Source organism: Haloflavibacter putidus, from assembly GCF_006546625.1.
GTDB lineage: Bacteria > Bacteroidota > Bacteroidia > Flavobacteriales > Flavobacteriaceae > Mesonia > Mesonia putida.
Window position 1 is genome coordinate 262,390 of record NZ_VIAR01000003.1, and the last position, 18,646, is coordinate 281,035.

Genomic DNA, 18,646 nt, shown 5'->3' on the forward strand with positions numbered 1-18,646 from the left:
AGTATACCATTATATTTGAGGCTTCATTCAATCGGGTGAAGCTTTTTTATTTCAAATCTATGAAAAACTACTTCGCAGGCATTTTCTTTTTTTTTATTGTCTTTACCGCTTACAGTCAAACAAAAGTTGGCGGTATTGTGCAAGATGAAAGCGGAGAGCCGGTGCCTTTTGCTAATGTATTATTTGCAAATTCTTCAGAAGGTACCATAACCAACGACGATGGTAGTTTCTATTATCAATCAGAAAAAACCTATAATGCCATTACTGTTTCTTTTATGGGGTTTGAAACCAAGACCATAGAGTTAGAACAAAAAGTAAATTACGATATGGTAATAACGCTGCAAGAAGCAGCAGATGCCTTAGATGAGGTGGTAATATACCAAGGGAAAACCTCTAAAAAAAATAATCCCGCTATAGATATTTTACGGAAAATATGGGCTAATAAAAGAGATAACGGCGTAGAAAAATTCAAGCAATACCAATATAAAAAGTACGAAAAACAAGAATTTGATCTAAATACCATAGACAGTGCTTTGATTAACAGCAAGGTTTTTAATGGTATGGAGTTTATTTTTGAGCAAACAGATACCAATGCCGTTACCGGGAAAACTTATCTTCCAATCTTTTTAAACGAAGCCGTTTACCGCGTTTATGGCGATAATAAATTAGACAAAGAAAAAGAAATATTGTTGGGTAATAAAAACTCTGGTTTCAGCAACAACCAAGCCTTAATTGCTTTTGTTAAAGACTTATATGCAGAGTATAATATTTACGATAATTACTTAAAGTTTTTTGATAAAAGCTTTGTAAGTCCACTGTCAGAAACCGGTATAAATGTCTACAACTACGTTTTAGCAGATACTGCTTATATAGACAATAAATACAGTTATAAAATCGTCTATTACCCAAGACGTAAAAACGAACTTACTTTTAAAGGAGATTTTTGGGTAAACGACACTACTTGGGCTATAAAAAAAATAAATATGGAACTTACCCAAAGTGCAAACATAAACTGGGTAAAAGAGCTTTATATAGAACAAGAATACGATGTGCTTAACGACTCGATTTTCTTGATTACCCGCGATCATTTTATGACCGATTTTGCCTTAAACAAAAAACCAGATTCGCGTGGTGTTTACGGAAAAAGAACAACATTATATAGCGATTATGTTTTTAATGAAGAAAAAGGCGAAGCTTTTTATAAAAGAACTGCAGATCCATACCAAGAACAAGTTTACAACAGAGGGGACGAATTTTGGAAAAATAACCGTACCGAAGAATTAAACAAAGACGAACGCCAAGTATATAAAATGTTGGACACTTTGCGTACCGTTCCTGCTTTTAAAAGATTGTACAACGTAGGTTCTATTTTAGCATCCGGTTATGTAGAAATTGGTAATTTCGATTTTGGTCCCATTTTTTCTACCTTCGGGTTTAACGATGTAGAAGGTGTTCGCGTGCGTGCCGGTGGAAGAACCTATTTCTCTAGAAACGACCAATGGCGCTTAGAAGGATATACCGCTTACGGTTTTAAAGACAACAAATTTAAGTACGGTATTTCGGGAAAATGGCTTCTAGACAGACGAAGCCGTTTGATTATAAGCGGTGGTAACCGTCGCGATGTAGAGCAATTGGGTGCAAGCCTTACCAATACCAGCGATGTTTTGGGAAGAAGCTTGGCTTCCTCCTCTCTAATAACCGTTGGCGCTAATGAAAGTCTTACAAATATTAACCTTTCTACCTTTGCCGTAGAAATGGAACCTTTTTTAAACCTTCGCGTAAGAGTAGGAGGTTCTTACCGAACTTTAGAGCCGGCGTCTAAAGAGTTTAGTTTGGCCTATTATACCAACCAAGCACGCACCCAAACAAGCGAACTTACAGAGCAAGCAGAAATTTCTACTATGATACGTTATACTCCGGGTCGTAAAACCACCGGTTACGGTGTAGAACGCATTATTGTAAACGACGATGATTATGCGCAATTGTTTTTAAATTATTCGGTAGGGGTAAAAGATATTTTTAGCAGCGATTTCGAGTACGAAAAACTTCAATTCTACTATCGTCAACCCTACAATGTTGGCGGTTTGGGTAGATTAACTTCTACTTTCGAAATTGGTAAAACCTTTGGCGAAGTACCTTTGGGTCTTTTAAACGTAGTTCCAGGTAACCAAACATTATTCTCTATTTTCGGGTCTTTCCCGTTAGTAGATTATTATGAGTTTGTTACAGATACTTACGCCAGTTTGCATTTAGAACACAACTTTAACGGCCGTATTTTTGGGCGCGTGCCGTGGTTGCGCGACCTAAATTTACGCGAAATTGTAGCAGCGCGCGCTGTAGCCGGAGATATATCTAAAGAAAATAGACAATTAAATGCTTCTACTTCTAACCCGGTCTTATTTGCACCAGATCAAAAACCATATTGGTCGTGGAGTGTTGGAGTAGGTAATATCTTTAATGTTTTTAGATTGGATTTTCACTTCCGTGGAAACTATAAAGACACGCCAGATGCCAGAGATTTCGGGGTTACCGGCTCCTTCGGATTTTATTTCTAAAAATGAGGTATTAACGGGTAATATTTCGTAAATTTGCAATCTTGAATTTTTTTTAAAGAAAATAGTAACCACAGTAATTTTGAGCGATGAAATTTGATGTATTAATAGAAATTCCAAAAGGTAGCAGAAACAAGTACGAATATGACTTTAAATTAAAAAAGATTCGCTACGATAGGATGATCTTTTCTTCTATGATGTATCCGGCAGATTATGGTTTTATTCCAGAAACCTTGGCCTTAGATGAAGATCCTTTAGATGTATTAGTTTTGGTAACAGAGCCAACTTTTCCAGGCTGTGTGATGGAAGTAGCGCCAATTGGGGTTTTCCATATGGCAGATGAAAAAGGTCCGGACGAAAAAATTATATGTGTTCCCGTAAGCGACCCTATCTCTAATAAAGTAAAAGACCTTTCAGAACTTAATTCACATCTTATAAAAGAAATAGAACATTTCTTTAGAGTATATAAAGATTTGGAAGAGAAAAAAGTAGATGTTGACGGTTGGGGCGATGCTTCTGAGGCAAAGGAAATTGTTAGACAATGCACCGAACGATATAAAAATAGTGACGTTCCTAAAGAGGAAGTAAGTATAGATTAATCTTTATTATAAATATTTAGTATAAAAGCAACATTTTGTAAAAAGTGTTGCTTTTTTTTAATATTAAATTTTTATACAGTAGATTTAACAAAACTTTAAATCTATTTGTATGGAATCTAATATTATCTATCTTCCCATTGGTCTAGCTCTTTTGGGAATAGTGTTTATGCTGGTTAAAGCAGCTTGGGTAAAAAAACAACCAGGAGGCGATCAAAAAATGCTTGGTATTTCCAAAAGTATAAAAGAAGGCGCACTTGCTTTTTTACACGCAGAATACCGTTTGCTACTGGTTTTCGTTATCATAGCCTCTGTCGCATTATTTTATGTTTCTACTTTGGTAGACTCTACCAGTTGGATGATAGTTCCCTCTTTCATAATAGGCGCCTTTTTCTCTGCCCTTGCGGGGAATATAGGAATGCGCATAGCAACAGAAGCAAACGCTCGTACTGCAGAAGCAGCTAAAACTAGTTTACCGCAAGCTTTAAAAGTCTCGTTTAACGGCGGAACAGTAATGGGATTGGGAGTAGCCGGTTTGGCAGTATTGGGACTAAGTTTACTATTCTTGTTTTTTGTAGGACAGTTTATAATAGAGCCGGATAATTTCTATTTAGAAATGACAAAGGTTTTAGAAACCTTGGCCGGTTTTTCTTTAGGAGCAGAATCTATTGCTCTTTTTGCTAGAGTAGGCGGCGGTATTTACACCAAAGCCGCAGATGTGGGGGCAGATTTAGTTGGTAAAGTTGAAGCCGGTATACCGGAAGACGATCCACGAAATCCGGCAACAATTGCAGATAACGTAGGTGATAATGTAGGCGATGTAGCCGGAATGGGTGCAGATTTATTCGGGAGTTATGTTGCTACGGTTTTGGCGGCAATGGTTTTGGGTAATTACCTTATTCGCGATATGGCGAGTGTAGCAAGTTTTCAAGATGCTTTCAATAATATGGGGCCTGTTTTATTACCGCTAGTTATTGCGGGAGTTGGGGTTTTAGCTTCCATTATAGGAACGCTTATTGTTAAAATAAACTCCAATTCTGCTAAAGAACCGCAAGTACAAGCAGCTTTAGATAGAGGTAATTGGTTAGCAATTTTACTAACTATTATAGCAACTTGGTTTTTAATAGACTGGATGTTACCCAACACTATAAATATGGTGTTTTTTGGAGAGGGTGTGCAACAAATACCTTCTACAAACGTATTTTGGGCAGCTTTAATTGGCTTGGCTGTAGGAGCTTTAATTTCTATGGTTACCGCATACTACACGAGTTTAGGTAAAAAACCGGTTTTAAATATTGTAAAAAATAGCTCTACAGGAGCAGCAACCAATATTATTGCAGGTTTGGCAGTTGGTATGAAATCTACTTTTGCTTCTGTTTTATTATTTGCGGCCGCAATTTATGGCTCTTATGCTTTAGCTGGGTTTTACGGAGTAGCTTTAGCCGCTTCTGCTATGATGGCCACTACAGCTATGCAATTGGCAATAGATGCTTTTGGTCCAATTGCAGATAATGCCGGAGGCGTGGCAGAAATGAGTGAGTTGCCCGATGAGGTGCGAGAACGTACAGATATTTTAGATTCGGTTGGTAATACTACTGCAGCTGTAGGTAAAGGTTTTGCAATAGCTTCTGCAGCGCTTACCGCTTTGGCTTTATTTGCTGCTTATGTAACCTTTACGGGAATAGATGGTATAAACATTTTTAAAGCAGATGTTTTGGCTGCTTTATTTGTAGGCGGAATGATTCCGGTTATCTTTTCCGCTTTAGCGATGGAATCTGTAGGGAAAGCTGCTATGCAAATGGTAAAAGAAGTGCGAAGACAGTTTAAAGAAATTCCTGGTATTTTAGAAGGTACCGCAGTACCGCAATATGCAAGATGTGTCGAGATTTCTACCAAAGCCGCTTTAAAAGAAATGATCTTACCGGGATTAATTACAATAATTACGCCAATTATTGTAGGAATTATATTTGGCGCAGAACCGCTTGGTGGTTATATGGCAGGCGTTTGTGTGTCTGGCGTTATGTGGGCTATTTTTCAAAACAATGCTGGTGGAGCTTGGGATAATGCTAAAAAATCTTTTGAAGCCGGCGTAGAAATCGACGGTAAAATGACGTATAAAGGTAGCGAAGCACATAAAGCTGCAGTAACTGGCGATACGGTTGGCGATCCTTTTAAAGATACTTCCGGACCGTCTATGAATATTTTAATAAAACTCACGTGTTTGGTAGGTTTGGTAATGGCGCCAATTTTGGGCCATATTCCGGAAAAGGAAGAAGATTTGGGAAATAAAATACCACCACAAGAGCAATTACAAAACAAAACAGAAACACAGGAAAAGGCAGTAGTAAACCTTCCGTAAACTGATAATTAGAGATTTATTTTGCGCAGCTTAAAACTTTAATTAGCTTGCTAAAAGACACAAGGCGATATAAATGTTTAAAAAAACAGGCAAGTTTGTTCGATTATTTAAAAAGGTAGAATCTATTAATCTGATTTTATATAAAACCTATGCTAGAGAAGATTATTTATATGTAAAAGGCAGGGTTTTAGATAATAAGCCCTTGGTTATAAAGGAAGAAGAAGGTTTTTTAACAACCATAAAAACCACTTTCAAACAATTTAATACCTATGAGGTAGAGAATTGCACGATAAGGTTTAGCATTCCAAATTTATTAGAAGAAACTACCAAAACCAACGCAGAAGGCTACTTTGTATTTTCGGTAGGAATAAAGAAACTTCCGGAGGAAATGTTTACGGAAAAAGATTGGTTTTCTTTTTCTGTAACTGCCAGCTATAAAGATTTTAGAGCTAAAAAAACAGGTAAGCTGCTTGTGCCTTCTACCAAAAGTGAATTTGGAGTAATTAGCGATATAGACGATACCATTTTGCAAACCGGAGTAACTTCTTTCTTTAAATGGCAACTCATAAAAAATTCGTTATTTACCAATGTTCATAAACGCATTCCGCTTAAAGGAGCGCCGGAGTTTTATAGAAAATTGCATCAAAATGAATCGGGCCACGATAATCCGTTTTTTTATTTGAGTAATACCCCGTGGAATATGTATCAATATTTAGATACTTTTCTTTCTATTCATCAATTCCCGAAAGGGGCAATTTTATTACGGTATTTTCCCAACGTAATCATGCGTTTATTTAAAAAGGAAAAACCGCATAAACAAAAAGAGATTATAAATATCTTAAAAACCTATCCAGATTTAAAATTTGTACTCATTGGCGATAGTGGCGAGCATGACGCTACTATTTATATTGATATTGCGCGACAATACCCGCAACAAATCAAAGCAATATTTTTACGAAGTGTAGATCATAAAAAAAAGATGCAAATGGTAAAAAGTATTGTTGATGCTTTTGAGGTTACACCTGTTTTTTTAGTAGATTCTTCTACACAGGCAATAAAAGAAGCAAAAAAAATAGGCTTGGTAAATACGCAAGCCTAAATTTTGCTTATAATTAATTTGCTTCCGGGTCTATATAGACATTTGTTTTTTGCTTCCGTTTTGCTCGTGGGTTTTTACGTGGCATTGTTCTAAAGATCTGATCCCATAAAGGGGAAGAGACGCCAAACGCTCTATCTGGTTCACGATAATGATGAATACTGTGATGGTGCCATAAAACTTTTAAAAAATTATTGGGCACTCTAAAAGCATGTACCGAATAGTGTACACCCAAATAAGCGGCATAGCCTATTAAAAATCCTGCCAGAAAGCCAAAAACATAATCACCCAAAACCGCGCGGTAAATAATAAATAAAATCGTGGCAACAACCAGGCTTAAAACTGGTGGCATTGCAAGTCTAGATTTGTCTTTTGGGTAGTCGTGATGCACGCCGTGCATTGTATAACTCAATTTCTTTTTACGCTCGCTGGTAGCCGGAATATGATACAAATAACGGTGCATAATATATTCTACAAATGTAAAGAAGAATAATCCTGCTATAAAGAGTAAAACCATTATTGGCGCTTCAAAACCTTTTTCTATAATACCGTAATAAATTAAGGCAATAGAGATGAGTCCGAAAATAATTAACGGCATAGATATATGCGTATGCGTTAATTTTTCTAGAATTGGGTTCTTAAATAATTTTGGCGAACCTTTATGCTTGGGTCTTTTTAATTTTGTTGATTCCATAAAATTGTCATTTAAAATAAACCGTGAAGTTCGGCGTCTATTTTATTGATAATATCGCCTAAATCTTCCTGCTTTTCTACAAAGTTAATATTGTCTACGTTAATTATCAAGAGATTCCCCTTATTATAACTTTGTATCCAGGCTTCATACCGTTCGTTTAAGCGATTAAGGTAATCTATAGAAATAGAATTTTCATAATCACGGCCGCGTTGCTGTATTTGGGACACCAAATTTGGTACGCTGCTTCTAAGGTAGATAAGTAAATCTGGACTTTGGGTAACGCTTTCCATCAATTCAAATAAAGCTGCATAATTTTCATAATCACGATTGGTCATAAGCCCCATAGCGTGTAAATTGGGAGCAAAAATATGCGCATCTTCGTAAATAGTACGATCTTGAATAATATCTTTACCGCTTTCTCTAATTTCTAAAATTTGCCGAAACCTGCTGTTTAAAAAATAAATTTGCAGGTTAAAACTCCATCGTTCCATAGAGTTGTAAAAATCTTCGAGATACGGGTTTTCAAGAACGTCTTCGTATTGTGGTTCCCAATTATAATGTTTGGCCAAGAGCTTGGTTAGTGTTGTTTTTCCGGCACCAATATTTCCGGCAATTGCTACGTGCATAGAGTTTAATTTGGTAAGGTTAATTGATATTGATAGATTTTTTTACCGCTGTAAATATAAAGGTAATCGTTTTGCAAATAAAAATCTTTAACGGCATTTTGAGAAATAGAAAGCGGAATAAATTGCTTTTTTTCTTCTAGCAATAATGCTATTTTGCCCTGCTCATTTACAGCTGCCAATCTATTGTTGTTTTCTGATATTTTTTTATACCCGTTATTGGGTAAAGTGCCAACTAGGCTCCCGTAGGTATTATAGACTTTTATATTCTGTTTGCTTAAAATCCAACAAAAATTAAAATTGCTTTTATGGTTTAAAACGTTTTCTTGTAAAGGCTGCGAATGGGCCAAAACTCTTTCGCGGTAATAATCGAATAGTTCTAAACGCTGCAAATCTATATTATAAATCCACAAACTACGGTTTTTTCCGGTTGTGGCAGATGCAAGGTTTCTAAAGTTTTGTATTTGCGAAAAATTAATACGGTCTATCTCGTTTAGATTATTGTCTAAGATTACAACCGTGTTGGTGTTTTTATAAAAGAGTGTAATTTTAAGCGGATTAATAATATCTGCAGAGGTTATATTACCCAACTGCAAAGCTTGAAATTCTTGTTTTTTGGTGGCTCCTATTTTATAAAAAACCTGCTGATTTATTCCGTAAAGGTTATTAAAATTATCTACCCCAATAAAACGTTCCATTTTAAAAGGAATTTCTGCCCGCATTTGGGTTTCTACACTTTGCGGAAAAGCATCTTTTACCAATAATATTAAGAAAATAAAATAAATAACTTTTCTCATCTTTTGTTTTTTGATAGTTGAAGTAGACTTTAATTTCGGTTAAACCGAAATAATTCCACGTAAAGTGTATTAATTAAAACTACTCCAGTAACAATCTATTGCATCTGTAATTAAATGAAATACCAAGCCTATACATACCAAACGTAAACTTTTATTTCTGATTACAATACTGCCCAAAAGATAAATTGCGCCTGCCCAATAGGTATGTAAAAAATGATAATTTATACTGCATCTGTCCGGATCAAAAACTGGGCTTGCCCATAAATGGTCTATATCTATAAGCATTGTTGCAATTAAAAGAAGCCAGTATTTTTTCCATTTTTTGGGGTCGTACCAATAGGCTATTGCTCCCACCGCGACAAAATGTAAACCGTAATGCACAAAATTTTGCAACATTTTATTCTTCTTCGGGCTCTTCTGGTTCTTCAGGCAAAAGTAAATCTTTCAATTTTCTTTCTAAAGCAATATAGCGCGAAATACCAATAATTATAAATAATACGCAGATAAATAAAGAAGCATACCCAACCCAGTGTAACCGCGGAAAATCTTCTATTTGCAACAAAGCTACGCCGCCAACCAACAAATATAAGGAAGCCCTAATGTATGAAAGCAACGTGCGCTCGTTAGCCAATTTGGTGCGTTCTAAAGCCAAATGCTCCCGTAAGTTTTTTTCGTTGGTTATCCTGGGTTTAAACGGATTGTGTAGTTTGAATCTTTTTTTCATAATTAGTTTAGTTCAAAAGGAAAAAACAATGGAATTATAATTGATGCGGCTATCCAAACTACCAAGTTTAAAGGTGTTCCTATTTTTAGATAGTCTTTAAATTTATAATTTCCCGGGGCATAAACCATCGTGTTTGTTGGGTAACTTACCGGCGTCATAAACGTGAGAGAGCACGCAAACATTACCGCAATTAAAAAAGGTTTCTCGCTTATTTCTAATATTTTAGAAAATTCTATTACAATTGGCGTCATTAAAACCGCCGTGGCTTTGCTGGATAAAACATTGGTGGCCAAAAAAGTAAACAAGAAAATAATGCTTAGCATAATTTGCGGATGTAAGTTGCCTAAGTTATCAAATAAAAACTGCGAAATCAACTCAGAACCTCCCGTTTTTTCTAAAGCTTTTCCCATAGAGAGAACGCCGGCAACCATAAAAATAACCTTCCATTCTATTGCTTCGTAGGCTTCTTTTGGTTTTAAAATAGCAGTGGTTACAATTAGTAAACTCCCTACTAAAGCGCTTATTAATATAGAAGTCAAATCTAAAGCTGCAGAGGTTATTACACCTATTAAAATTAAAATAGCCGGTATGGCTTTTTTTAAATTTACCTGTCTGGCATCGTATTCTGATAAAGCTACAATAAGTTTATTAGAAACCAAATGCATAATGTTATTCTTAGAAGCATAAAGCAGCAACATATCGCCTTCCTTAAGCTGTACATTTGCTACGTTTTGGGTAATGGTTTCTTTGCGTTGCCTAATAGCCAAAACAGAGGCGTAATACGTATTTCTGAAATTAGAATTTTTTAAAGTTGCCCCGCTTAGGTTAGAACCATATGGTATCATAACTTCATAAATCATTTTCTCGCTATCGTCTTCGCTTACTTCGCCTATACCGCTAAATTTATAATGTTTAGCGTCTTTTAATTTGCTTATTTTTCTTGGCGGAATTAAAACTTTAATCAAATCTCCCTCGCGAATAACCGTTTCTTCATTAATCTCATAAAAGCGTAAATGTTTACGCTTAATCATAAGCAATTGTGCTTGTAAATCTTTTATGAGTTTGGTTTGGGTAATGGGTTTATCTATATCTGGATTGCCCGGCAAAATTTCTATTTCTGCCATATAATCTTCTGCTTCATTTTGCAAAGTATCTTGAGACGATTGTCTTTCAGGAAGCAAGATGGGCGCAACAATAAAAATATAAACCAAGCCAACAACGGTAATTCCTAAAGCGGCCAAAGAAAACTCAAACATACTAAACCCGGCACTTCCTAATTCTATAGCATAACTGCTCACCAAAATGTTGGTAGAAGTACCAATAAGCGTACAAGTACCACCAAATAATGCTGCAAAAGAAATAGGAATTAATAGCCTTGAAGGCGAAATGTCTGTTTCGCGAGAAACCATTAACGCCATAGGAATAAGCATTGCCACAACCGCCGTGTCGTTTATAAAAGCAGAAAGAACAGCTGCCGTTAAGCAAAAAACAATTAATGCCAATAAGTAATTAACTCTGGCTATTTGTACAATTTTATTGCTAAGACCGTCTACAATGCCAGACCTAAAAACCGCTGCACTCAAAACAAACATACAGCCCAAAGTTATGGTTGCCGGGTGGTTAAATCCCGCAAAACCTTCGGCCGGATTTAAAACTCCCGAAACAATAAACAAAGACATAATAAGTATAGATGTCGTGTCTATACTAAAATAATCCTTTACAAAAAGGAATATACCAATGGCTATTATTATAAAAGTTATGCTTAAATACATAGGTTTCACCGTTTAAGGCTACCTAGTAAAAATAGCATTTTTATTTATTCGCCGGTATTCAATCTAAGCTTTATACTAAAAATTTGTAATTAAAAAAGATTTGGTGCGCATTCTCTATATTGCTTTCTTCTTATTTTCTCTGTTAGTTATAAACCAAAATTAATAGCACCAAGTTCTTTTTTTTTGCTTTACGGAAATAAAAAAGGCTTGCATTCTAAACTTTAACACGCAATTTTTAGCTTAGTATCCTTTTTGCTTATCTATTTGGTACAATATTTTTTCTTCAGATTGCATTCGATCATAATTTTCAACAATCTGTTTACTTACCCTTTTAGGATGGGTAACGCTGGCAATATGTGGGGTGATGGTTATTTTGGGATGCGACCAAAAAATATGTTCTTGTGGCAAAGGTTCTTCCTGAAAAACATCTAAGGCTGCACCGCTAAGTTGCTGGTTATTTATGGCTTCCAGCAAATCATTTTCTTTTAAATGTGCTCCACGGCCAACATTTATAAGATAAGCTCCTTTTTTTAATTGCTTAAACAAAGAAGCAGATAAAATGCCTTGGGTTTCTTTGGTTAAGGGTAATAAGCAAACTAAAATATCGCATTGCTGTAAAAATTCCGTAAAGGCATCTTTTCCTACAAACGTCTTAATATTTTTATGGTTTTTGTTAGAATTGGCATAACCAATAACCTTAAAATCGCTTTTATATAAGGTTTCGCCCACGGCTTGGCCTATAGTTCCAAACCCTAAAATACCCACACAAGTTTCTTCCGGTCGCACATATTTGATTGGTTTCCATTCGCTTTCTTGTTGTTTGGTGTAATAGAAAGAAATGTCCCGTAAATGGTTTAAGCAACTGGTTAATACAAAAATACCTAAATCTTTTTCCAATTGTTTATCTTCTACTTTGGTAACAACAACGTTTTCAGCAATTGTACTGTTGTTAAAAATATGCTTTACGCCCGCGCCCATAGAAGCAACGACTTTTAGGTTAGGATAATTCTGAAAAACTTCTCGAGGCGGATTCCATGTTAAAATAAATTCTGTTTTCTCTCGCTGGGTATCTTGCGGATATACTTCTACTTGTAGTTTTTCGTCTTGCTGTTTTAAAGCTTCTACCCAAGCATCTACATCGCGATTAGGAGCGATAATTACAATTTTCTTTGCCATACAATTATTTCATTTTTTAAAATTATACAAAAGCGCTGTAACCGGTAATTGCCCTACCCACAATAAGCGAGTTGATTTCTTTGGTGCCTTCATAACTGTAAATAGCTTCGGCATCTGCTACAAAACGAGCAACGTCGTGTTCTAATAAAATGCCATTACCGCCCATAACTTCGCGGGCACGACTTACAATATCTCTGGTGCGTAAACTGCAAAATACTTTCGCCAACGAGGCGTGTTCGTCTGTTAAAATACCTTGATCCTGCATTTCAGAAAGGCGGTAAACCATGGTTTGCATAGCCGTAAGGTTAGAAACCATTTCTACCAAGTGGTTTTGTATTAATTGGTAGGTGGCAATGGGTTTGCCAAATTGCTCGCGTTTTTTGGTATATTTTAAAGCATTTTCATAAGCTCCGCGAGCGCAACCAACGGCTTGCCAAGCAACGCCGGCGCGTGTCATTTTTAAAACTTTGGCTGTATCTTTAAACGTATCTGCTTTTTGCAAACGATCACTTTCCGGCACTTTACAATCGGTTAGCGTTATTATAGCATTTTGTACGATACGCAAAGCCATTTTGTCTTGCATTTTTTCGGCTTTAAATCCGGGGTTTTCTTTTCGTACCAAAAAGCCTTTTACTTGTTTGGAGTCTACATCTTTAGCCCAAATTATAATTACGTCTGCAAAGGTGGCATTGCCAATCCATTTTTTTTGTCCGTTTAAAATCCAGTTTTCGCCATCAAATTTACAAGTAGTTTCCATTCCTTGTGACACAGCCGAACCTACATTTGGTTCGGTTAAACCGAAGGCGCCAATTTTTTCTAGTTTTTGCATTTTTGGCAACCATTCTTCTTTCTGTTCCTCGCTTCCGCAAAGGTAAATAGATCCCATTGCCAAGCCGCTGTGTACGCCAAAAAACGTAGAAATAGAAACATCTACGCGGGCAATTTCTTGTGCTATTATACCTTCCATCAAAAAAGGAAGGTTGGGGCAGCCGTAACCCTCGTACGGGATGCCGGTTATATTGAGTTTTGCAAATTTTGGTATAATCTCAAACGGAAATTTTGCGCGGTTCCAATGGTCGTTTACCAATGGGCGTACTTCATCTTCCATAAAGTTGCGCACTTTCATTTGTATATCGCGCTGGGCATCTGTAAGTTTTAGGTCTAAATTATAAAAATCGCCATCTATTGGCGGGAGTTTATGCTGACCTTTTTTGCCTTGGTGCTGTAAAAGCTTCATCATACCTTTTATTTGGCGATCGTCTAATTTGCCCAAGGTATCCATGGTTTTTTTAAGGTCTATTTTTTCATTTATTTTGGCAAGTTGATCCAAATCGACTCCTTTTAAGAGACTCATTGTGTTTTTAATTTTTCCGAAAAGCGACATAGAAAGTGTTTTATGTTTCGGTTAAAATTATCGAATTATTTTGTTTATCGCTGTTAAATAATTGCGAAGAAAATTAGAAAACGCTGTCGTAGTTTATTTTAGAAGGATGTAATTAAATATACCAAACAATAACTCAACTAAGATCTGTTGGTATTAGGATTAAGCATTAATTTTTCAGCAATCTTATCTACACAATTAATTCCATCAATGGCGGCAGAAATAATTCCGCCTGCATAACCAGCACCTTCGGCACACGGATACAAACCTTTAATTTCTATATGTTCTAAGCTTTCGCGATTTCTCGGAATTAAAATAGGAGAGGAGGTTCTACTTTCGGGAGCGTGGAGTACGGCTTCATTGGTATAGTAGCCTTTCATTTTTTTACCAAAAGCCACAAATGCTTTTTGCAAGCGTTTGGCAATCATTTTTGGTAATACCTCGCTTAGATCTACGCTTACAATCCCTGGTTGGTAGGAAGTCTTCGGGAAATCTTTAGAGATTTTTCCTTCTACAAAATCAATCATACGTTGTGCAGGAACTTGCTGCGTTTTTCCTGCCGCTTCCCAACAAGCTTTTTCTACTTGCTGTTGAAACTCTAAACAAACAAAGGGATTATTTTTTTTATAGTTTGGTAAATCTTCAGGAGCAATACTCACTACAATCCCCGAATTAGAATAAGGATTATTCCGCCTACTTGGGCTCCAACCGTTGGTTACCACTTCTTCTTGCTTGGTTGCACAAGGCGCAATAATTCCGCCGGGACACATACAAAAAGAATACACGCCCAAACCGTCTACTTGCTCTACCAAACTGTAAGAAGCAGGTGGTAAATACGGATTTTGATCGTCGCCGTGATATTGAATCGAATTGATTAATTGCTGCTGATGCTCTACCCGAACGCCAAGTGCAAAGCCTTTGGCTTCCATTTTGATATTTTTACGATGCAATAGATAGAAAATATCCCGCGCGGAATGTCCGGTGGCTAAAACAACATTAGTAAAATCAAACCAGTCTTTCCCGTTGATTTCTATAGATTTGATCTCCTGATTTTTAATGCGAATATCGGTTAGTTTGCTGTCAAAATGTACTTCTCCGCCATATTGAATAATCGCTTCCCGCATTGCAGTAATAATTTTAGGCAATTTGTTAGTGCCAATATGCGGATGCGCATCGACAAGAATATCTGCGTCAGCGCCAAAATGCACAAACCACTCCATCGCCTTGAGTACATTGCCACGTTTTTTAGAACGCGTGTACAGTTTTCCGTCGGAATAGGTCCCCGCGCCGCCTTCTCCAAAGCAATAGTTGGATTCTGGATTTACGATTTGTTCTTTATTGATTTTTGCCAAATCCCGACGTCGAGAACGAACGTCTTTTCCGCGCTCGAATACGATGGGTTTTAAACCAGCTTCGATGGCACGCAAGGCGGCATATAAACCCGCAGGTCCAGCACCAATTATCGCAATTTCTTCTGCCTGATGTACTTGCTGCGGAATAAATGGCGGAATGTCTTTTTTAATTTCTCCTAGTTTCCAAAATTCTAGCTGAAGGTTGAGTTTTATCTGTTTTTGGCGCGCATCAATAGAGCGTTTTCTAATGTTCCAGTCCAAAATATCGGTAGCTTTTAGGTTTGCTTTTTTGAGTCCGAGTTTTAAAATAAAATCACGGTCTTCTTGCTGCTCGGGTAAAATAGAAATCTGTACTAGTTGACTCATCGTGCGGCAAAGGTAATTGAAGATAAGTTAGTAATTAGAATTTTAAAAGTGAAAATTCAGGAATGAGTAATGAGAGGTTAGAGGGGAGTGGAGGAAAAAGGACGTTGAGTCAAATTCGTTAGAATTTTGTATCAAAACGAAAGCGGAGTTGGGAAGCTAAAAGCGAAAAATTAAAAAGAAAGAAGATGAAATTGAATAAAAGCTATTTTCGATATTCACTATTGTTATTCTGTATTCAAAAATTTCCAATCAATAATCTTCAATCTCCAATAATTTTTATCTTAGCAAAATGCAAAAAATAGCTTTTATTCAATCTTCTACGGGTTTGCCGGAAAAGTCAATTGAAAACACCCTGCAACTTTTTTCAGAAGATGCAACAATTCCGTTTATAGCGCGCTACAGGAAAGAGCGTACTCAAAACTTAGATGAGGTGCAGTTGGAACAAATCCGTAAAGCAAAAGAAGATTTTGAAGCCAGAGAAAAACGCCGAGAATCTATTCTTTCTACTTTGGAGGAACAAGGAAACCTAAGTAAAGACTTAAAGGAAGAATTAGAAGCCGCCCAAGATTTAAAGCTACTGGAAGATTTGTATTTGCCGTATAAAAAGAAACGCAAAACAAAAGCAGATACTGCCAAAGAACAAGGTTTAGAACCGCTGGCCAAAATAATAATGGCGCAAAGTACACGAGATGTAAAAACTGCCGCAGCAAAATTCTTGTCTAAAGAAGTAAAGACAACCGAAGATGCTTTGGACGGCGCCAGCAATATTATAGCAGAGTGGATTGCAGAACGTATAGATTTACGGAATTATTTGCGTTACCAATTAGAAAATTTTGGGCAGTTAAAAACCAAAGTGATAAAAAGTAAAAAGGGCGAAGAAAAGGCGCAAAAATTTAAAGATTATTTTGATTGGGAAGAAAGTTTAAAGAAAATACCCTCTCACCGATTTTTAGCTATTCGTCGTGCAGAAAATGAAGGTTATGTACGTGTAAAATTACTAATTGACGAAAAACGCACCTTTCAGAAATTTGAAGAAAAACTTATCAAGCCGCAAAGCAGTACCAAAATGTTTATAGCGGTAAGTATTAAAGATGCTTATAAACGATTATTGTATCCTTCGTTAAGCAACGAAATTCTTCAAGAAGCCAAGCAAAAAGCAGATGAAGCCGCCATACAAGTTTTTGCCAAAAACCTAAAACAATTACTATTAGGCGCGCCCTTAGGACAAAAACGTGTTTTGGCAATAGATCCCGGTTTTAGAACTGGTTGCAAAGTGGTTTGTTTAGACGAAGAAGGCAATTTACTGCATAACGAAACTATTTTTCCGCACCCGCCAAAAAAACGACAAAAAGAGAGTATTAAAAAAATAAGCACTTTGGCAGAAGCTTATAAAATAGATGCCATAGCTATTGGCGACGGCACAGCTTCTCGAGAGACAGAGAGTTTAATAAAACGTATTCATTTTAAAAATGCCTTAGAAGTATTTGTGGTGAGCGAAGCTGGTGCCTCAATTTATTCGGCATCTTCTATTGCGCGGGAAGAATTTCCTAATTATGACGTTACCGTGCGTGGCGCAATTTCCATTGGTAGGCGTTTGCAAGACCCGCTGGCCGAATTGGTAAAAATAGACCCAAAATCTATTGGCGTTGGCCAATACCAACACGATGTAAACCAAACCGAGTTACAAAAAAGTTTGGACCGGGTAGTAGAAACTTGCGTTAATACAGTAGGTGTTAATTTGAATACAGCCAGCAAATCTTTGCTGAAATATGTTTCTGGAATTGGAGAAAAACTGGCAGAAAATATTGTAGAATATCGCATAGAAAATGGTGCTTTCACAAAACGTGAAGGACTAAAAAATATACCGAGACTTGGCGCGAAAGCCTACCAACAAGCTGCGGGATTTTTGCGGGTAAAACAAAGTGAAAATCCGTTAGACGACTCTGCTGTACATCCCGAGCAATACGCTTTGGTAAAGAAAATAGCCAATACAGAATCTCTGGAGATAAAAGAATTGGTGGGTAACCAAACCTTATTAGATAAAATAGATTTGCAAAAATTTTGCACCAAAAACGTAGGTTTACCTACCTTAAAAGATATTGTAAACGAGCTAAAAAAGCCGGGGCGAGATATTAGAGAAAAAGCCAAAGCCTTTAGTTTTAACCAAAACGTCAAAACCATAGAAGATTTGCACGAAGGTATGTTATTGCCGGGTATTGTAAACAATATTACCAATTTTGGCTGCTTTGTTTCTATAGGAATCAAAGAAAGCGGTCTTATTCACGTTTCTAATCTAGCCAATGAGTTTGTTAGCGATGTTAGTCAGTTTGTACATTTACATGAGCAAATTGTAGTAAAAGTTTTAAGTGTAGATATTCCGCGAAAGCGCATACAGTTAAAACTGGTAAAATTAAATGAATAAAATCTCACCAATCTGCGTTTAAACTATTCAAATTCTTCAGCCTTTAAAAATTCCGTAAAGCAAGTAGATGCTTTCTTTACGGAATTAATTAGTGCTGTTTAAAATATCTATCAAAATGGGTTTTAAGCCGCTAAAAAAGAATTCTACAGCAATAACCATAACAATAAGCCCCATAAGACGCATTAACACATTCTTGCCGGTATTGCCCAAAACTTTTAAAATTTTCGAAGAGCTCAATAAAATTAAATAAGTTAAGAGAAGCACCAAAAATATACCGCCAATTAGAACTGCTTTTGCTTCTATAGTTTTGGCATCTTCCATCATTATAATAGCGTTGGTAATAGAGCCCGGACCGGAAATCATGGGGATGGCCAGTGGCGTGATAGAAATATCTTCTACATAGGTTTTTTTCTCTGATTTAGATCTTACTTTTATACTAGATAAACGAGCTTGCAGCATATCCATTCCCATTAAAAAGAAAATAACCCCACCAACCAACCGAAAACTGTTAACCGAAATACCAAAAAACTCAAAAAGCACTTGACCAGAAAATGCAAATGCTACAATAGTTACAAAAGCAGCAATGGTGGCTTTTTTTGCCGTTGCATTACGATGCGCATTGTCTAAATCTGACGTCATGGTCATAAAAATAGGCATCGTCCCAATAGGGTTTATCAGGGTGAAAAAAGAGGTAAATGCCAGTAGTCCAAATCCTAGTAAATCGTTCATTTTACTA

Annotated in this window: 15 protein-coding genes; 5 read left to right on the top strand and 10 right to left on the bottom strand. The window is 36.5% G+C overall.

Annotation, left to right across the window (positions count from 1 at the left end; genetic code table 11):
• Positions 1-59: 59 nt before the first annotated feature.
• The 4 genes from FKR84_RS04770 to FKR84_RS04785 all read left to right on the top strand — a co-directional run bounded on the left by FKR84_RS04770 (position 60) and on the right by FKR84_RS04785 (position 6,606).
• A complete protein-coding gene (locus tag FKR84_RS04770; protein ID WP_141421114.1) occupies positions 60-2,555 on the top strand; it encodes a DUF5686 and carboxypeptidase-like regulatory domain-containing protein in 2,496 nt (831 codons plus the stop codon).
• A gap of 86 nt (positions 2,556-2,641) precedes the next feature.
• A complete protein-coding gene (locus FKR84_RS04775) occupies positions 2,642-3,151 on the top strand; it encodes an inorganic diphosphatase (protein WP_141421116.1) in 510 nt (169 codons plus the stop codon).
• Positions 3,152-3,260: 109 nt separating this feature from the next.
• Entirely contained in the window at positions 3,261-5,507 is a 2,247-nt protein-coding gene (locus FKR84_RS04780) for a sodium-translocating pyrophosphatase (RefSeq protein WP_141421118.1), read from the top strand.
• Positions 5,508-5,580: 73 nt separating this feature from the next.
• Positions 5,581-6,606 carry an App1 family protein gene (locus FKR84_RS04785; RefSeq protein WP_141421120.1) on the top strand — a complete coding sequence of 342 codons (1,026 nt, stop codon included), beginning with the start codon at positions 5,581-5,583 and terminating at the stop codon, positions 6,604-6,606.
• Positions 6,607-6,619: 13 nt separating this feature from the next.
• Here FKR84_RS04785 and FKR84_RS04790 read toward each other — a convergent pair whose 3' ends face one another.
• The 9 genes from FKR84_RS04790 to FKR84_RS04830 form a co-directional block, all read right to left on the bottom strand.
• Positions 6,620-7,297 (bottom strand): sterol desaturase family protein, encoded by a 678-nt coding sequence (locus tag FKR84_RS04790; RefSeq protein WP_141421122.1) that lies wholly within the window; start codon positions 7,295-7,297, stop codon positions 6,620-6,622.
• Between the two features lie 11 nt (positions 7,298-7,308).
• Entirely contained in the window at positions 7,309-7,923 is a 615-nt protein-coding gene (locus FKR84_RS04795; protein ID WP_141421124.1) for a deoxynucleoside kinase, read from the bottom strand.
• Between the two features lie 5 nt (positions 7,924-7,928).
• Positions 7,929-8,717 (bottom strand): hypothetical protein, encoded by a 789-nt coding sequence (locus tag FKR84_RS04800; RefSeq protein WP_141421126.1) that lies wholly within the window; start codon positions 8,715-8,717, stop codon positions 7,929-7,931.
• A gap of 69 nt (positions 8,718-8,786) precedes the next feature.
• The gene (locus FKR84_RS04805) at positions 8,787-9,113 is read right to left on the bottom strand and encodes a DUF6122 family protein (RefSeq protein ID WP_141421127.1); all 327 of its coding nucleotides are present in this window, start codon (positions 9,111-9,113) and stop codon (positions 8,787-8,789) included.
• Position 9,114: 1 nt separating this feature from the next.
• On the bottom strand, positions 9,115-9,441 hold the full coding sequence (locus FKR84_RS04810) for a DUF202 domain-containing protein (RefSeq protein WP_141421129.1): 327 nt from the start codon (positions 9,439-9,441) through the stop codon (positions 9,115-9,117).
• Between the two features lie 2 nt (positions 9,442-9,443).
• Positions 9,444-11,213: an SLC13 family permease gene (locus FKR84_RS04815; RefSeq protein WP_141421131.1), complete on the bottom strand. Its 1,770-nt coding sequence runs from the start codon at positions 11,211-11,213 to the stop codon at positions 9,444-9,446.
• A 240-nt stretch (positions 11,214-11,453) separates the two neighbouring features.
• The gene (locus FKR84_RS04820; protein ID WP_141421132.1) at positions 11,454-12,389 is read right to left on the bottom strand and encodes a 2-hydroxyacid dehydrogenase; all 936 of its coding nucleotides are present in this window, start codon (positions 12,387-12,389) and stop codon (positions 11,454-11,456) included.
• A 22-nt stretch (positions 12,390-12,411) separates the two neighbouring features.
• Positions 12,412-13,773 (bottom strand): acyl-CoA dehydrogenase family protein, encoded by a 1,362-nt coding sequence (locus tag FKR84_RS04825; RefSeq protein ID WP_141421134.1) that lies wholly within the window; start codon positions 13,771-13,773, stop codon positions 12,412-12,414.
• A 137-nt stretch (positions 13,774-13,910) separates the two neighbouring features.
• Positions 13,911-15,488 carry an NAD(P)/FAD-dependent oxidoreductase gene (locus tag FKR84_RS04830; RefSeq protein ID WP_141421135.1) on the bottom strand — a complete coding sequence of 526 codons (1,578 nt, stop codon included), beginning with the start codon at positions 15,486-15,488 and terminating at the stop codon, positions 13,911-13,913.
• A 289-nt stretch (positions 15,489-15,777) separates the two neighbouring features.
• On the opposite strand from FKR84_RS04830, the gene FKR84_RS04835 reads away from it, so the two are divergent.
• Positions 15,778-17,910: a Tex family protein gene (locus tag FKR84_RS04835; RefSeq protein WP_141421137.1), complete on the top strand. Its 2,133-nt coding sequence runs from the start codon at positions 15,778-15,780 to the stop codon at positions 17,908-17,910.
• An 84-nt stretch (positions 17,911-17,994) separates the two neighbouring features.
• Here the strand turns inward: FKR84_RS04835 and FKR84_RS04840 are convergent, their stop codons facing one another.
• Positions 17,995-18,639 (bottom strand): MarC family protein, encoded by a 645-nt coding sequence (locus FKR84_RS04840; protein ID WP_141421138.1) that lies wholly within the window; start codon positions 18,637-18,639, stop codon positions 17,995-17,997.
• Between the last annotated feature and the right edge of the window lie 7 nt (positions 18,640-18,646).

Bases quoted from the DNA above. Each gene is read 5' to 3' on its own strand.
- FKR84_RS04790 (WP_141421122.1), bottom strand. From the start codon at position 7,297: ATGGAATCAACAAAATTAAAAAGACCCAAGCATAAAGGTTCGCCAAAA.
- FKR84_RS04800 (WP_141421126.1), bottom strand. From the start codon at position 8,717: ATGAGAAAAGTTATTTATTTTATTTTCTTAATATTATTGGTAAAAGAT.
- FKR84_RS04815 (WP_141421131.1), bottom strand. From the start codon at position 11,213: ATGTATTTAAGCATAACTTTTATAATAATAGCCATTGGTATATTCCTT.
- FKR84_RS04810 (WP_141421129.1), bottom strand. From the start codon at position 9,441: ATGAAAAAAAGATTCAAACTACACAATCCGTTTAAACCCAGGATAACC.
- FKR84_RS04785 (WP_141421120.1), top strand. From the start codon at position 5,581: ATGTTTAAAAAAACAGGCAAGTTTGTTCGATTATTTAAAAAGGTAGAA.
- FKR84_RS04775 (WP_141421116.1), top strand. From the start codon at position 2,642: ATGAAATTTGATGTATTAATAGAAATTCCAAAAGGTAGCAGAAACAAG.
- FKR84_RS04830 (WP_141421135.1), bottom strand. From the start codon at position 15,488: ATGAGTCAACTAGTACAGATTTCTATTTTACCCGAGCAGCAAGAAGAC.
- FKR84_RS04835 (WP_141421137.1), top strand. From the start codon at position 15,778: ATGCAAAAAATAGCTTTTATTCAATCTTCTACGGGTTTGCCGGAAAAG.
- FKR84_RS04795 (WP_141421124.1), bottom strand. From the start codon at position 7,923: ATGCACGTAGCAATTGCCGGAAATATTGGTGCCGGAAAAACAACACTA.
- FKR84_RS04780 (WP_141421118.1), top strand. From the start codon at position 3,261: ATGGAATCTAATATTATCTATCTTCCCATTGGTCTAGCTCTTTTGGGA.
- FKR84_RS04825 (WP_141421134.1), bottom strand. From the start codon at position 13,773: ATGTCGCTTTTCGGAAAAATTAAAAACACAATGAGTCTCTTAAAAGGA.
- FKR84_RS04820 (WP_141421132.1), bottom strand. From the start codon at position 12,389: ATGGCAAAGAAAATTGTAATTATCGCTCCTAATCGCGATGTAGATGCT.
- FKR84_RS04770 (WP_141421114.1), top strand. From the start codon at position 60: ATGAAAAACTACTTCGCAGGCATTTTCTTTTTTTTTATTGTCTTTACC.
- FKR84_RS04840 (WP_141421138.1), bottom strand. From the start codon at position 18,639: ATGAACGATTTACTAGGATTTGGACTACTGGCATTTACCTCTTTTTTC.
- FKR84_RS04805 (WP_141421127.1), bottom strand. From the start codon at position 9,113: ATGTTGCAAAATTTTGTGCATTACGGTTTACATTTTGTCGCGGTGGGA.